Origin of the sequence: Tenacibaculum maritimum NCIMB 2154 (assembly GCF_900119795.1) — a bacterium.
Lineage (GTDB): Bacteria > Bacteroidota > Bacteroidia > Flavobacteriales > Flavobacteriaceae > Polaribacter > Polaribacter maritimus.
The window spans coordinates 2,447,906-2,461,962 of the sequence record NZ_LT634361.1; the positions used below are offsets into that span (position 1 = coordinate 2,447,906).

General features: G+C 34.3%; 14 protein-coding genes. 4 read left to right on the forward strand and 10 right to left on the reverse strand.

Translation table 11 applies throughout. The features are described 5' to 3' along the window. Positions 1-32: 32 nt before the first annotated feature. On the forward strand, positions 33-2,024 hold the full coding sequence (gene uvrB / locus MARIT_RS10935) for an excinuclease ABC subunit UvrB (protein ID WP_024742156.1): 1,992 nt from the start codon (positions 33-35) through the stop codon (positions 2,022-2,024). A gap of 140 nt (positions 2,025-2,164) precedes the next feature. Here uvrB and sucC read toward each other — a convergent pair whose 3' ends face one another. After that, a complete protein-coding gene (gene sucC / locus MARIT_RS10940) occupies positions 2,165-3,361 on the reverse strand; it encodes an ADP-forming succinate--CoA ligase subunit beta (protein WP_024742157.1) in 1,197 nt (398 codons plus the stop codon). A 249-nt stretch (positions 3,362-3,610) separates the two neighbouring features. Here sucC and MARIT_RS10945 point away from each other — a divergent pair, with 249 nt between their 5' ends. The 3 genes from MARIT_RS10945 to MARIT_RS10960 all read left to right on the forward strand — a co-directional run bounded on the left by MARIT_RS10945 (position 3,611) and on the right by MARIT_RS10960 (position 8,041). Continuing rightward, the gene (locus MARIT_RS10945; protein WP_100211530.1) at positions 3,611-6,082 is read left to right on the forward strand and encodes a DUF5916 domain-containing protein; all 2,472 of its coding nucleotides are present in this window, start codon (positions 3,611-3,613) and stop codon (positions 6,080-6,082) included. A 507-nt stretch (positions 6,083-6,589) separates the two neighbouring features. Then, positions 6,590-7,249, forward strand: a complete 660-nt coding sequence (locus tag MARIT_RS10955) for an ABC transporter ATP-binding protein (protein ID WP_024742160.1) — start codon at positions 6,590-6,592, stop codon at positions 7,247-7,249. Positions 7,250-7,276: 27 nt separating this feature from the next. Continuing rightward, a complete protein-coding gene (locus tag MARIT_RS10960; RefSeq protein WP_024742161.1) occupies positions 7,277-8,041 on the forward strand; it encodes a TIGR02757 family protein in 765 nt (254 codons plus the stop codon). A gap of 146 nt (positions 8,042-8,187) precedes the next feature. Here MARIT_RS10960 and MARIT_RS10965 read toward each other — a convergent pair whose 3' ends face one another. The 9 genes from MARIT_RS10965 to MARIT_RS16190 all read right to left on the reverse strand — a co-directional run bounded on the left by MARIT_RS10965 (position 8,188) and on the right by MARIT_RS16190 (position 14,054). After that, complete coding sequence (locus MARIT_RS10965; protein ID WP_100211532.1) at positions 8,188-8,958, reverse strand: hypothetical protein; 771 nt, start codon at positions 8,956-8,958, stop codon at positions 8,188-8,190. Positions 8,959-9,627: 669 nt separating this feature from the next. Further along, positions 9,628-10,233, reverse strand: a complete 606-nt coding sequence (locus MARIT_RS10975) for a hypothetical protein (RefSeq protein ID WP_100211533.1) — start codon at positions 10,231-10,233, stop codon at positions 9,628-9,630. Continuing rightward, a complete protein-coding gene (locus tag MARIT_RS15525; RefSeq protein ID WP_157926255.1) occupies positions 10,234-10,407 on the reverse strand; it encodes a hypothetical protein in 174 nt (57 codons plus the stop codon). It abuts the gene before it with no gap. A gap of 244 nt (positions 10,408-10,651) precedes the next feature. Continuing rightward, entirely contained in the window at positions 10,652-10,765 is a 114-nt protein-coding gene (locus MARIT_RS10980) for an IS3 family transposase (protein WP_100212034.1), read from the reverse strand. Positions 10,766-10,831: 66 nt separating this feature from the next. Beyond that, complete coding sequence (locus tag MARIT_RS10985; protein ID WP_100211534.1) at positions 10,832-11,710, reverse strand: hypothetical protein; 879 nt, start codon at positions 11,708-11,710, stop codon at positions 10,832-10,834. A 12-nt stretch (positions 11,711-11,722) separates the two neighbouring features. Continuing rightward, positions 11,723-12,502 carry a hypothetical protein gene (locus tag MARIT_RS10990; RefSeq protein WP_157926256.1) on the reverse strand — a complete coding sequence of 260 codons (780 nt, stop codon included), beginning with the start codon at positions 12,500-12,502 and terminating at the stop codon, positions 11,723-11,725. A 209-nt stretch (positions 12,503-12,711) separates the two neighbouring features. Further along, a complete protein-coding gene (locus MARIT_RS16185) occupies positions 12,712-12,825 on the reverse strand; it encodes an IS3 family transposase (protein WP_100212034.1) in 114 nt (37 codons plus the stop codon). A 102-nt stretch (positions 12,826-12,927) separates the two neighbouring features. Then, positions 12,928-13,731: a hypothetical protein gene (locus tag MARIT_RS11000; RefSeq protein ID WP_157926257.1), complete on the reverse strand. Its 804-nt coding sequence runs from the start codon at positions 13,729-13,731 to the stop codon at positions 12,928-12,930. 209 nt (positions 13,732-13,940) lie between these two features. Then, positions 13,941-14,054 carry an IS3 family transposase gene (locus MARIT_RS16190; RefSeq protein ID WP_100212035.1) on the reverse strand — a complete coding sequence of 38 codons (114 nt, stop codon included), beginning with the start codon at positions 14,052-14,054 and terminating at the stop codon, positions 13,941-13,943. Positions 14,055-14,057 lie beyond the last annotated feature (3 nt).

A 14,057-nucleotide genomic window follows, 5' to 3' on the forward strand; every position in this document is an offset into this window, starting at 1 on the left:
TTTTTATGTAAAAGTATCCGTATTTTTGTAATATGGATTTTAAAATTGAATCGGAATTTTCTCCTACAGGAGATCAACCAGAAGCGATCAAACAATTAGTGAATGGAATTGTATCTGAAGAAAAATACCAAACACTATTAGGAGTTACAGGATCTGGAAAAACATTTTCAATTGCCAATGTCGTTGCCCATGTAAATAGGCCTACTTTGGTACTTGCTCATAATAAAACATTGGCAGCTCAGTTATACTCAGAGTTCAAACAATTTTTTCCTAACAATGCTGTGGAATATTTTGTTTCTTATTATGACTACTACCAGCCTGAAGCGTATATTCCTGTTACAGGAACGTATATTGAAAAAGACCTTTCTATTAATGATGATATAGAACGTTTGCGTATCAGTACCACCTCTTCATTACTTTCTGGACGTAGAGATGTACTCGTTGTTGCCTCTGTTTCTTGCTTATATGGTATAGGAAACCCCGTGGAATTTAAGAAGAATGTGATTCCTATTGAAGTGGGGCAGCAAATTACACGAACCAAATTTTTACACTTGTTAGTAACCAGCTTGTATGCGCGTACCGAAATAGAGATTAAAAGTGGTACTTTTAAGGTAAAGGGGGATGTGGTTACTGTTTATCCTTCTTATGGAGATCATGGGTATCGTGTGCATTTTTTTGGAGATGAAATAGAAGAAATTGAGTCTTTTGATTTGGAAAGTACGCTTACGTTAGACAAGTTTGACCAATTGACCATTTATCCTGCAAACTTATTTGTTACTTCTCCAGATGTTTTGCAAAATGCAATACATGCAATACAGGAGGATATGGTAAAACAGGTAGCTTATTTTAAAGAAATCGGAAAGCACTTAGAAGCAAAACGACTGCAAGAAAGAACAGAGTTTGATTTGGAAATGATTCGTGAATTGGGCTATTGTTCTGGTATAGAAAATTATTCTCGTTATTTGGATGGACGAGAGGCTGGAACGCGACCTTTCTGCTTGTTGGACTATTTTCCTGAGGATTATTTAATGGTGATTGATGAGAGCCATGTGACGGTGCCGCAAACGCATGCCATGTATGGAGGAGACCGAAGTAGAAAAGAAAATTTAGTGGAATACGGATTTCGATTGCCGGCTGCTATGGACAATAGACCTTTAAGGTTTGAGGAGTTTGAAGCTTTGCAAAATCAAACTATTTTTGTGAGTGCTACTCCTGCTGATTATGAGCTGGAAAAAACAGAAGGGATCTTTGTGGAACAGGTCATTCGCCCTACGGGTTTATTGGATCCTATTATTGAAATACGTCCTAGCCTAAATCAAATTGATGATTTAATAGAAGAAATTCAAGTACGTGTTGAAAAAGACGAACGTACCTTGGTAACTACATTGACCAAACGAATGGCAGAAGAATTAACCAAATACCTTACAAGAGTTGCCATTCGCTGTCGTTATATCCACTCTGATGTGGATACTTTAGAGCGAGTTGAAATCATGCAAGACTTACGCAAAGGTTTGTTTGATGTGCTTATTGGGGTGAACTTATTAAGGGAAGGATTGGATTTACCGGAGGTTTCTCTCGTAGCTATTTTAGATGCTGATAAAGAAGGTTTCTTACGCTCTCACAGGTCTTTGACCCAAACTATTGGTAGGGCTGCTCGTAATGTAAACGGGCTTGCCATTATGTATGCTGATAAAATAACAAACAGTATGCAACGTACTATAGACGAAACTGAAAGACGTAGGGAAAAACAAATTAGGTACAATACCAACAATGGCATTACTCCTAAACAAATCAATAAGAAGATTGATACTACCTTGTCTAAAAATGCGGTGAGTTCATACCATTATGACAATGCCCAGCAAAAAGTTGCGGAACAGGAATTGGAATACTTGCCTAAGGAAACTATAGAAAAGCGCATTCGTCAAAAAAGAAAGCAAATGGAAGCTGCGGCAAAGGAACTCGACTTTTTAGTAGCAGCGCAATTGCGTGACGAAATCAAAGTGCTCAAAGAAAGTATTACATAATCTTATCTTGTAACGGCTCTTTTATAAAAAATAAGAGAGCACTACTTAGTTCGGTGCATTCATAAGAAAAATATAGCCCATTAAAAAGCCTCACTTAAAAAAGTGAGGCTTTCCTAAATATATTTAACTAAAATTAATTCTTAAGCACCTAATACTTCTTGAACTTTATCTGCTGCTTCTTGAAATTCAGTAGCCGAAATAATTTCCATACCACTCGTATCAATCAATTCTTTTGCTTCTTTAGCATTGGTACCTTGCAAACGGCAAATGATTGGTACATTAATCTTATCTCCCATATTTTTATAAGCATCAACAACACCTTGCGCTACACGATCACAACGAACGATTCCTCCAAAAATATTTACTAAGATTGCTTTTACATTAGGATCTTTTAAGATGATTCCAAAAGCCGTTTCTACACGTTGTGCATCTGCCGTACCTCCTACATCTAAGAAGTTTGCAGGCTCTCCACCAGACTCCTTAATTAAGTCCATCGTTCCCATTGCCAAACCAGCTCCATTCACCATACATCCCACATTTCCATCCAAATCAACATAGTTTAATCCAGCCGCTTTTGCTTCTACTTCAATCGGATTTTCTTCACGTAAATCACGCATTTCTACGTAATCTTTATGACGGTACAAAGCATTTTCATCTAAAGACACTTTTGCATCTACTGCCATAATTTTGTCGTCAGACGTTTTTAATACAGGATTGATTTCAAATAATGACGAATCCGATTTTACATAAGCCGTATATAAAGCTGTTACAAATTTTGTCATATCTTTAAACGCCGCTCCTGATAATCCTAAATTAAAGGCAATTTTACGTGCTTGGAAAGGCATTAATCCTAAACTAGGATCAATCTCTTCTGTAAAAATTAAGTGCGGTGTTTCTTCTGCTACTGTTTCAATATCCATACCTCCTTCTGTAGAATACATAATCATATTTCTACCCGTAGCACGGTTTAATAAAACAGACATATAATATTCTTCTGGTTCAGAATCTCCTGGGTAATATACATCTTCTGCTACTAGTACTTGGTGTACTTTTTTTCCTTCTGCGGAAGTTTGAGGAGTCACCAACATCATGCCTATAATATCATTGGCTATGCTTTCTACCTCTTGTAAGTTTTTAGCTAACTTTACTCCTCCTCCTTTTCCACGACCACCTGCGTGTACTTGAGCTTTAATAACATGCCAACCTGTACCTGTTTCAGCTGTTAATTGTTTAGCCGCCTCTACAGCTTCTTTATGATTATGAGCTACAATTCCGCGTTGAATTCTAACGCCAAAGCTACTTAAAATCTCTTTTCCTTGATATTCGTGTAAATTCATTTTGTAAGAATATTTTTAACGTGAACAAAAGTACAAATTCAAAATGAAAACCATCATGAAAAACAACAATTTTTGATGTATGGAGCAATTGCTACTCGCTTCATCCCTAGTCTTTTTTAACATTTATTTAATATCTTAAAATGTAATGACTAGTATCTTGCACTGTCTCCTTAACAGGAATCAACGTTTTTTACGCGTATCTATCCCCGTATATGCTGTAATAATTTTCATCGGATTAAAAACTACGTAATGCATTTTAAAACGCTTCTTGCTGTACCCTTATTACTCCTTTATGGTAGCTATTCGTTTTCTCAAATCAATCTTCATCGAAAGAAAACCACCATAAAAAGGACGAAAACACCTCCAAAAATTGATGGAATCTTAAACGATGTGGCTTGGGAGGATGCTGAAATACTGACTCATTTTAGCATGGTTCGTCCTGACAATGGCAAGCCAGCTCCTAGTACACATAAAACAACGGCTACATTGGTATATGATGACAATGCTATTTATGTAAGTGCTTTTATGTATGATAACAATCCGAGTAGCATTCCTATGGAATTTACCAATAGGGATGTGATTGGGAATACGGATTTATTTGCCATTACGATCAACCCAAATGATGACGGGCAAAATGCTTTCCAATTTATTGTACAGAGCACGGGAGGGCAAGCAGATGCTACCATAGCAAATGGTCGCGAAGATTTTAATTGGAGTGCGGTTTGGGATAGTAAGGTGGCTGTTACAGATAAAGGCTGGGCGGTAGAACTTAAAATTCCTTATAATGCCTTGCGTTTTGCCAACCAACCTGTACAAAATTGGGGGGTCAATCTTCATCGAAGAATCCAATCATTGAACGCGCGATATACTTGGAATCCGATTGATAATACCACAGGAAGATGGAGCCAATATGATGGCTTGGTAGTAGGACTGACAAACATTCATCCTCCTACTCGATTAAATTTTTACCCTTATGCTTCTACTTCGGTACAAACTTCTAATACGGAAAGTATTACCGATTGGGCTGTTGGTATGGATCTTAAATATGGCATTACTGAAAATATTACTTTAGATGCTACCTTGATTCCTGATTTTAGCCAAGCTGCTTTTGATAATGTGACGCTAAATTTGGGGCCTTTTGAACAGCAGTTTTCAGAGCAGCGCCAATTTTTTATAGAGGGTACTGATTTATTTTCTAAAGGAAACCTATTCTATTCTAGACGAATTGGTGGAAAACCTATCGACCAGTTTCCTATCAGTAATCAACTTCATAGTGAGGAAACAATTGTAGAAAAACCAACCAAAGTGAATATGCTAAATGCTATTAAAATTTCTGGTCGTACTCCAAAAGGATTGGGAATTGGTATGTTGAATGCGATTACAGAAAAGACCACTGCTGAAATACGAAACAATGCCACACAAAGCACTAGAGAAGTCGTTATCAATCCACTGTCTAATTACAATATCTTTGTATTGGATCAGCAATTTAATAAAAACTCATCCGTAAGCCTTGTCAATACCAATGTGATTCGTAATGGGGCGTTTAGAGATGCGAATGTTACAGGACTGCTTTATCATATAGAAGATAAGGCGAGTAAGTACCACCTTGATGGTGCTGTAAAAAGGAGTGCTATTTCAGATGATATTGATGCACGAAGTCCTGGCTATGCTTTGGATGCTAAAATAGGAAAGCATTCAGGAAACTGGCGAGGAAACTTAGGCTATAGTTTTGAAAATAATAACTATGATCCTAATGATATGGGAATTTTACGCAGCAATAACAAACAACGTATTTATGGTTTTGTTGGGTACCGATTGCTAAAACCTAAAGGTATTTTTAATCGGTTGGGTACCAACCTTTCTTATGCGATCCATTACCTACACCAACCAGCTACCTATACAGGAACGCGTGGAGGGCTTTCTTTTTGGGCGCAAACTAAAAAGCGCTTTGATTTTGGGGCTGATTTGAATTACAATACAAAACAAAAAGATTTTTTTGAACCTAGACAGGGTACTACTAGCGGTGTTTTTTTTGAAAGACCTGAACGCATACATATAAGACACTGGGGGTCTAGCGATTACCGAAAGAAAATGGCAATTGATTACCGCTTCTATCGTACTTTTTTTAACAATCACCCGAAAAATAATTACGGCTTTTTTATATCGCCTCGATACCGTTTTAACAATCGGTTTTCTTTGTTATACGGACTCCGATTTCATAAGGTTAATAATGATCAAGGCTATGTGACTACAATAACCGCTGATGACGTAGCTGAAAATGCTGATGTAACGCCTTTTTTAAATGCGATTGTATTTGGACAAAGAGATCGGTTTACTTATAATAATTCGCTTTCTGGCAAATATAGTTTTAGTGTAACCTCATCACTTGCCTTAACGTTTAGACATAACTGGAGCAAGGTGCCTTATCAAAATGCCTTTTTCAAACTGGCTGCTGATGGGCAATTAACCCCAATTGCTTATACGGGAACGCATGATATTAATTTTAATAACTGGAATTTAGACCTCAATTACCAATGGCAATTTGCACCGGGGAGTCAACTTATCGTTTTTTATAGGAATTCCATTTCCAATTCCAATTCCAATGCTACGCAAAGCTTTCAGGAAAATCTCACGGAGCTGTTGCGTGCTACGCATCAACATACTTTTTCACTCCGACTGGTCTATTTTATTGATTACAATACGCTTAAAAACCTCTTATAAATACACTATAGAAGCTCACGAACCCTTCCTGCAACTTGCAGGGAGCTTTCGTGGAAGCTACAGACCCTTCCTGCAGCTTGCAGGGAGCTTTCGTGGGGCTACAGACCCTTCCTGCAGCTTGCAGGGGGCTTTCGTGGAGGCTACAGACCCTTCCTGCAGCTTGCAGGGAGCTTTCGTGGGGGCTACAGACCCTTCCTGCAGCTTGCAGGGGGCTTTCGTGGAGGCTACAGACCCTTCCTGCAACTTGCAGGGAGCTTTCGTGGGGGCTACAGACCCTTCCTGCAACTTGCAGGGAGCTTTTGTCTTAAAGAAATGTGAAAACTTCTCCTATTTCTTCCTCCATGCACTTAAAATTTGTATAAAACCAATATGAAATCGTTGAAAACCCACGTTAGTTACAAACTTTTTTATACTTTCGTCCAAAAAAACAATACGATGTACTTTTTTTCGTAGTAATCTAAAACCTACGAACGAATTCATAAAAGCACATCTTAATGGAAATAACCAATGATTATTGCTAAAAACATACAAAAACGTTACGGGGATGTTGAAATTTTAAAAGGGGTGGATCTCCACATTCAAAAGGGGGAAATTGTTGCCATTGTAGGGCCTTCTGGTGCAGGAAAAACTACCCTGCTCCAAATTTTAGGGACTTTGGATACACCTACGAACTCTTCTGAATACCAACTGCGTATCAATAATCGCCCTTTAAAAAATTTGCCTGACTCAAAGCTGTCTTCTTTTAGAAATAAGCATATTGGTTTTATTTTTCAATTCCACCAGTTATTGCCTGAGTTTACGGCTTTGGAAAATGTTTGTATTCCTGCCTTTATCCACGGAGTTTCCAAATCAGAAGCTACCCAAAGAGCAAAGGAGTTGTTGGATTTCTTAGGCTTGTCGCATCGCTATCATCATAAACCCAATATGCTTTCTGGAGGAGAGCAACAACGGGTAGCGGTTGCAAGGGCTTTGGTAAATGCTCCTGCTGTTATTTTTGCTGATGAACCTAGTGGAAATCTTGATTCTACTTCGGCTAAAAACCTACACGAGCTGTTTTTTCAACTTAGAGATCAATTCGACCAAACGTTTGTTATTGTTACCCATAATGAGGAACTCGCTGGAATGGCGGATAGGAAACTAGTGATGAAAGATGGTCGTATTGTATAAGTTTACTTTTTTGATACGTTAATAACGATGAAGTTTGCAGATATAAAAATGTTTTTGGATGAAAAAGTAGCGTTGTATAACCACCCTACTTTTATTGAAAGTGACCCGATTCAAATTCCACATCAATTTTCTAAGAAAGAGGATATTGAAATTGCTGGTTTTTTGGCGGCTACCATTGCTTGGGGCAATCGTGCCATGATTATTAAAAATGCAAATCGGATGATGGAGCTTATGGACCGTGCTCCTTTTGATTTTATTTTGCATCATCAAGAAAAGGATTTACAGGCTTTTGAGGGCTTTGTACATAGAACTTTTAATGCCATTGACTTGAAGTTGTTTGTGCGCTCTTTAAAGCATATATATACCCGTTATCAGGGATTGGAAGCGGCATTGGCTATTGAGGATGGAACAACGGATTATAAAACGGCGATTCATCGTTTTAAACAGGTCTTTTTTGAGGTGCCGCATGAAGCTAGAACCCTTAAACATGTTTCGGATCCATTAAAAAATTCTGCTTCTAAACGTATAAATATGTTTTTGCGTTGGATGGTAAGAGAGGATAAGTCAGGGGTTGATTTTGGGATTTGGAAACAGCATCGTCCTGCGCATTTATCTTGTCCTTTAGATGTGCATTCTGGAAATGTTGCTAGAAAATTGGGGCTGTTAACTCGAAAGCAAAATGATTGGAAAGCTTTAATGGAATTGGATGCTTCTTTAAGAAGTTTTGACCCAAAAGACCCTGTAAAATATGATTTTGCCTTGTTTGGCTTGGGGGTTTTTGAAAAGTTTTAGAGCAAGGTTAATAGCCTCCTTCATAAGCTGCTAATGGCAAATGTCAATTTCAATAAAAATTAATCATAAAAAATGCCAATCCTGTTTTAAAACGTAAAATTCATATATTGGGATTAATATTTAGTTCGAAAAAGAGGAAGCTTACATTATAGTACATAGATGTTTAATTCTTCGCAATCGTGCTCATTGCCAAAAATGAATACTTCATCTCTCATAGGTATTTTTATTTCCCTAATTTTCCTGTTTATTCGTTCAAAGCATAAATGAATTTCTAAGTATCCATCAAGTAAGAATATTTTTTTTATCTTTTCCAAATACGCGCTTGCTACTAGTGCTTCGTTAATTTGATCTACTTTTTCTTCTCCTAAATATTCTATGTATTTCAAGTATTCATTAAGTATAGTTTCATAATTAAATAGACCAACTCCGTTAAATAATTCTTTCTGATAGTCAAATTTTAGATATTCTTGCCCCGAAAGAAGTTTATATTTATAATTACGATCATCAAAACCACAAAAACAAGCTTCAGGGTAATAATCATGTTCTAAAAATAGTAAATTAAGTTTGAAATTATTTCTTTCTTCCGGAATATCAAGAGCAATGTTCGTAAGATTATCTATCATTTGCTGTTCTATATTTTCTTGAATTCTTTTTTTATCTCGATTTTGAAGTTCTTTAATTAAATTCTGTATCTCGGAATGAAGCTTGTTATTATTCAATAATTCTGTCAATTCTCTTTTCAAATCTTCTTTAAGACTCTTAATATCAACACCATAACTTGGAAGCCAAGTAATATTTTCAAAGTTATTCAATTCTTGTTGAACTGCTTTTTGAAAAGAAAATTCATTATTAAACAGTCTAAATGAATTATCTAGATGGAATTTTAAATTTTCTTTTATTGCTTTATTTTTATTCATTATCCCGTATTGCTACTAACGTTCTCAGCTATGATTTCGTTGTGGAATCATCCGCAGGATTATTCCGCTTGGAGACCAGCTGTTGATTAATACTTTTATTTTGGTGTGTCACAAAACCACAATGAATTATAGCCATTGTGCCTGTTGGACAACTCGAAGATATAGAATAATTGTTTATCTTAGTTTATGCAAGGCAAGAAGATCTACCAAGAGAAATTATTTCACAACTTTCAATGAAGTGACCGAGTAGCTAAAACAAACTTTTATAAGCGTTTGGCAGCAGTTTTAAATTTAGATTATTTGTATTCATCTACCCAAGTGGACTACCTAATAAATTTGGGACACTAACACAGTTCATGGGGTTACAAAAATAAATACTATTGGTTTCATACGAGCAGATAAGGTAATGCATATGGCTGCCATCGCTTATAACCTAAAGAAGTACTTAAATTTTATAACAAAAAAGGTAAAAAGTGACCATAGAGTATCATTTTTGATTTTATTCGATACAAACGTCTTTAAAAATAAACAGCGGTTGGTTTTGAGCTCATTCTATTTTAGTTTTTGAAGGCCTCCTAAAAAAAACAAAAGCCCTAAAAAGGGCTTGGTTTTATATCTATTTTCGTAAAATTATAGGCTTGTGCAACGGTTACCGTTGTTGTGTGTAGGTTATTTTCGAGGTAAAAAGAAACCTTTGATACAGTTCATGTTTCTAATACAGATTTGGATATGACTTTTTTTCTGAACTCCAGCTCCAGGAAATGCAGGTCCTCCTTCTGTGAAAACACCTCTAGCCGAGTCAAACTCTTTTATTGAAGTGTTTTTGTCATTTTTTATTTCTTCTTTTATTTTTTGATGTAGGTATTGAATGACAGCACAGTCTAATTCTCTAATCAGCAAGTCTTTATGCTTATCTTCTTTAACGTCCTTATTCTTAGGTAACTCTTTACCAATAGACGAAAAATCCTTTTCCATCAATTTATAATAAATTGAAAGCATTTTTATGAATTCACTATCAATTAAATCTAAGCAGTAATCTAGGGTAAAAACAACTCCAATAACCGAAGCTTTTTTTATTTTTCCTCTTTTTTGTTTGTCTTTAGCCCATTCTAAGGCTCTGTCATAGTTGTTTTCCCAAACATAAAATCCATGTCCTAGCCAATCAAAAGGTTTTTCACTAATTTTTACATTTTTAGGTTTTGTGAGAAGTTCATCTCTAGCAGATTCGTCACAGCCGTGAAATCCAATTAAAATGCTAGACCTTGAACTATACATTTATTCAGCAACAGAAAGTACTCTTTCTAAATTAGGAAAAGATTTAGTCATTTTCCCTTTTTTAGTTATAATACCTGCTGAACTTAAAGAAGCTATAGCTGCCTCCTTAGAAGTTTGTTCCTTTTTTAATTTTGCTGCCAAAGCAACAAGTAATGATGTTTGTTCTTTTTTCATACGAAATAAATTACAATTCAAATATACAAAAATTATTCGATTATTCTCTAAACGTTCTGTAAGTTTGTACACAACGTTCTCGGCTATGAGTAGTTGTGTGAATTTAGGAATAAATTTTCTAAGAAAAAACTTAGGATTGAAAATCGGCGAGGATTTTATAAGTAGTATAGCTATAAGTTACCCTAAAAACCGAACTGTTTATAAGTATAAAAAAGTCGCTTAAATAAATTTGGGACTAATTTCATCAAGCTGCTTTGTTACAACTCCTTCTTATTTTGACTTCCATTTTTAAAGGAGAAATATACCCTAGGCTAGCGTGAAGTCTTTCATTGTTATACCAATTTATATAATCTTTAATCCTGTTTTAAAACGTAAAATTCATATGTTGGGATTAATATTTAGTTCGAAAAAGAGGAAGCTTACATTACCATCCAAATTTTGTTTTTTCTTTCAAACCTCTAACTTCCCAATCGTTTAAACTAATGGTATTTGTTTTGTAAAAATCTCTGCTTTTAGTAAGATTACCAAAACCTGGTCCAGTATATCCATAATCAGAAGGATTATGCGTATAAACAACTCTATCAGCAATGATTAACTCGTAAGCAGGAAAATCATTATGCCAACCTTTTACTTCTATGTTAATAGATTTATTAGATAAGTTTTTAAAAAGTTCGATTCCTAATTCAAAATCAATATTAGGAGAAAAAGGTTCTGCAAAAGGATAACCAGCAGAAGCAGAAACCTTGATTTTTGTGGTGTCATTTCCTTTATCAGAAAAAGAATGCCTTTTTGAATTACTAATTGATATATCTAAAGGGGCTTCGTCTGAACGGTCAGAATGTAACTCACTACAAACGCCAATATACATGTCTTTGTTTGATGCACGAGGCGTATCGTCATAAAAAGGAATCCGTTTTATATATGCTTTTACTTGATGGCTTAAGCCTGAGTGCTGGGTATTGTTATCACCCTGCTTCTTATGTCGTTTATGTTTAAACAACTCGCTTTCAGAATTATAATTTCCAATTTTAGTTAAATCAATTTCTGCATTTATTGCTAATCGAGTGCTATGCTCGCTATGATGATGAAACATTTCAACATTGTCAGTTGCATAATAATTAGACAAAGAACCTGGTTCAGGAAGCCAAGTATGTTTTTCAATATCAAAACTACTTAATTGTCTTATAAACTCTTCTTTGTTGTCAAGTAACTTAAAACGATTTGTATTTTCAAAATAACTTAATAGAGGTTTGCCAAGTGACTTGGGTATAAATGCCTGAAATTTTATTGAAAGTGGAAACATTTTTTCTGTTTTTTACAAATTATTATAACGATTAAATTTTTCATTGAATACGTGTGTAGGTTCCTCTATGTAAAAATTAGATTTTTTCTGTTTTTTGTGCATCCAAATATCTTTTTCCTTTTTGTTCATAAAAAAATAGTTGTAATGTTTTTTATTGGTCACAGTAAAAATAATGATGGGGTCGTATTGATATCTAGATTCTGAAAAAAATACACATATCCCTTTATTACTTTCATATGTAGCGTATTTACCATCAGCATCTTTAATAATTTCATTATCTAAATCATTTTCATAATAAATTTTTAGTCCACCTTTATTTTGATAATTTTGTTTGACTCCTAGAAACGGGATAGCATTATTATGAAATTTAAATTGGGTTTTGGCAATACCTGTCGTATCTACTTTTATTATTCGGGAAGCTCCTATTCCTAAAAATCCTCCAGTCCATTTTTCTTTTTGTCCATTAGGTCTGTCATACTGTATCGCAACAATACCTTCATAATTTTGGGGAAGAATAATAGTTTGTTTATAAGGTCTCCAAACATACCAAGAAGCTAATAATACATAGATAAATGGTAAAATAACTAAACTAAAATCCCAAAGTTGTAATTGCTGTTTCGTTAATTTTGTTTCTATTCTATTTTTCTTATAGACCGTTTTTAAGATAAAATAAATTAGAAGTAATGCTATTCCAATTATAGATATTCTCCATAGGTTCGTGAATATAAAACTAATCATCAGTAAAAAACCAAATACTGTATAATATATCCCTATGTTTCTTAGTCTTTTCATTTTGCTTGTTTTGAACTCAGTTTTTTTTATAGTAGCCAACGTTCTCGGCTATTAGTTTTTGCGTGAATTTAGGAATAAATTTTCTAAGAAAAAACTTGGGATTGAAAATCGGGGAGGATTTTATAAGTAGTATAGCTATAAGTCACCCTACAAACCGAACTGTTTAAATGTATAAAAAAGTCGCTTAAATAAATTTGGGACTAATTTCATCAAGCTGCTTTGTTACAACTCCTTCTTATTTTGACTTCCATTTTTAAAGGAGAAATATACCCTAGGCTAGCGTGAAGTCTTTCATTGTTATACCAATTTATATAATCTTTAATCCTGTTTTAAAACGTAAAATTCATATGTTGGGATTAATATTCAGTTCGAAAAAGAGGAAGCTTACAAAATGCTTGAAATTTTATTGAAAGTGGAAACATAGCTCAGTTTTTATGGTAGTACTCTTGTAATTTATAATATTGATTATATTCATTCTTTAGTTTGTGAACATTGAAAAATGTACCAAGTATAGGTTCATGATTATATTTAACTTTATATTCATTAATCATTTCTTCTTCACTCATAAAATAATTATTATAATTTTTAGACTTTGTAATTACAAAAATAATTAATGGATACTTCGTATGTCCTGTAAAATATATATTTGGGTCCTCTATGTTTTGATTTTTATAAATTTGATATTTACCATCAGCATCTTTAATAATTTCATTATCTAAATCATTTTCATAATAAATTTTTAGTCCACCTTTATTTTGATAATTTTGTTTGACTCCTAGAAACGGGATAGCATTATTATGAAATTTAAATTGGGTTTTGGCAATACCTGTCGTATCTACTTTTATTATTCGGGAAGCTCCTATTCCTAAAAATCCTCCAGTCCATTTTTCTTTTTGTCCATTAGATCTGTCATACTGTATCGCAACAATACCTTCATAATTTTGGGGAAGAATAATAGTTTGTTTATAAGGTCTCCAAACATACCAAGAAGCTAATAATACATAGATAAATGGTAAAATAACTAAACTAAAATCCCAAAGTTGTAATTGCTGTTTCGTTAATTTTGTTTCTATTCTATTTTTCTTATAGACCGTTTTTAAGATAAAATAAATTAGAAGTAATGCTATTCCAATTATAGATATTCTCCATAGGTTCGTGAATATAAAACTAATCATCAGTAAAAAACCAAATACTGTATAATATATCCCTATGTTTCTTAGTCTTTTCATTTTGCTTGTTTTGAACTCAGTTTTTTTTATAGTAGCCAACGTTCTCGGCTATTAGTTTTTGCGTGAATTTAGGAATAAATTTTCTAAGAAAAAACTTGGGATTGAAAATCGGGGAGGATTTTATAAGTAGTATAGCTATAAGTTACCCTACAAACCGAACTGTTTAAATGTATAAAAAAGTCGCTTAAATAAATTTGGGACTAATTTCATCAAGCTGCTTTGTTACAACTCCTTCTTATTTTGACTTCCATTTTTAAAGGAGAAATATACCCTAGGCTAGCGTGAAGTCTTTCATTGTTATACCAATTTATATAATCTTCAATCCT